The organism is Actinomycetota bacterium (assembly GCA_005774595.1).
Lineage (GTDB): Bacteria > Actinomycetota > Coriobacteriia > Anaerosomatales > D1FN1-002 > D1FN1-002.
On the sequence record VAUM01000453.1, the window covers coordinates 1 to 1,264 of the forward strand.

A 1,264-nucleotide genomic window follows, 5' to 3' on the forward strand; every position below is an offset into this window, starting at 1 on the left:
ATGTGGACCTCGTGCGCGCCGTCCGGCACGGCCTCCTCGGCGGCCTTCACGATCTCGGCGAGCGTCATCTCGTAGGCGCCCTCCTGGCCCTTGGACCGGGAGAACGCGCAGAACTTGCAGCGGTTCTCGCAGATGTTCGTCGGGTTGATGTGACGGTTGACCATGAAGTGCACGCGGTCGCCGTTCATGCGCCGACGCACGTGGTCCGCCATCTGCCCGATGCCGGTGAGGTCGTTGCTGGCGTACAGCGCGATGCCGTCCTCGCGCGAGAGCCGCTCGCCGGCCGCGACCTTCTCGGCCGCGTGCCGCAGCGAGTCGTCGATGAGGTAGAAGCCGCTCACGGCATCAAGTCCCTTCCGTCCACTCGGTTCGGCGCGTGGAGGCGCGAACCTGCATCGGCGGCGTCAGGCGTTCGGGCGCCCGACGCCGATGTAGCGGCCGCCGCCCGCGCGCACGGCCGCCGCGTCGAGCGCGTTGCGGCCGTTGAAGACGACGCGCTCGTCGGCCATCGTGGCGGCGAGCGCGGCCCAGTCCGCCTCGGCGATCTCGCGCCACTCGGTCGCGACGATCGCGGCCGACGCGCCCACCACGGCCTCGGCGACGGTCTCGCACCCCACGGCGCCCTCGGGCACGGGGAACCGGATCGGGTCGTATGCGGTGACGATCGCGCCCTCGGCGCGCAGCATCGCGACGATCTCGGTGGCCGGAGCCTCGCGCGTGTCGTCGGTGTCCGGCTTGAACGTGAGCCCGAGCACGGCGATGCGCCGGTCCTCGAGGGAGCCGTAGACCTCGCGCAGCATCCGCACGGGCAGCAGGCGCTGGCGCTGGTTCACCTCGATGACCGCGCGCAGCAGGTGGAAGTCGTAGCCGTGCAGGTTCGCGATGAAGTCGAGCGCGCGCGTGTCCTTCGGGAAGCACGAGCCGCCGTAGCCGATGCCGGGCCGCAGGAACGCCGTGCCGATGCGTGTGTCCATCCCGACGCCGCGGGCCACCTCGTCGACGTCCGCGCTAACGAGGTCGCACAGCGTCGCGATCTCGTTGATGAACGAGATCTTGGTCGCGAGGAAGGCGTTGCTCGCGTACTTGATCATCTCCGCCGAGGTGACGTCGCACTCGAGCAGTGGCGCGTCGATGTCCGAGTACAGGCTCCGCATCCGCGCGCACGCCTCGGCCGACCCGCCGACCACGATGCGGTCGGTCTGGTACCAGTCGGTGACCGCCGAGCCCTCGCGGAGGAACTCGGGGTTCGACGCGTACAGCATCC

At 70.5% G+C, this 1,264-nt stretch carries 2 protein-coding genes; both read right to left on the minus strand.

The window, feature by feature from the left end:
* The coding region (locus tag FDZ70_10905; GenBank protein TLM65673.1) for a radical SAM protein at positions 1-341 on the minus strand (341 nt) is incomplete at its 3' end.
* Between the two features lie 63 nt (positions 342-404).
* Positions 405-1,262: a UDP-glucose/GDP-mannose dehydrogenase family protein gene (locus FDZ70_10910; protein TLM65674.1), complete on the minus strand. Its 858-nt coding sequence runs from the start codon at positions 1,260-1,262 to the stop codon at positions 405-407.
* Positions 1,263-1,264 lie beyond the last annotated feature (2 nt).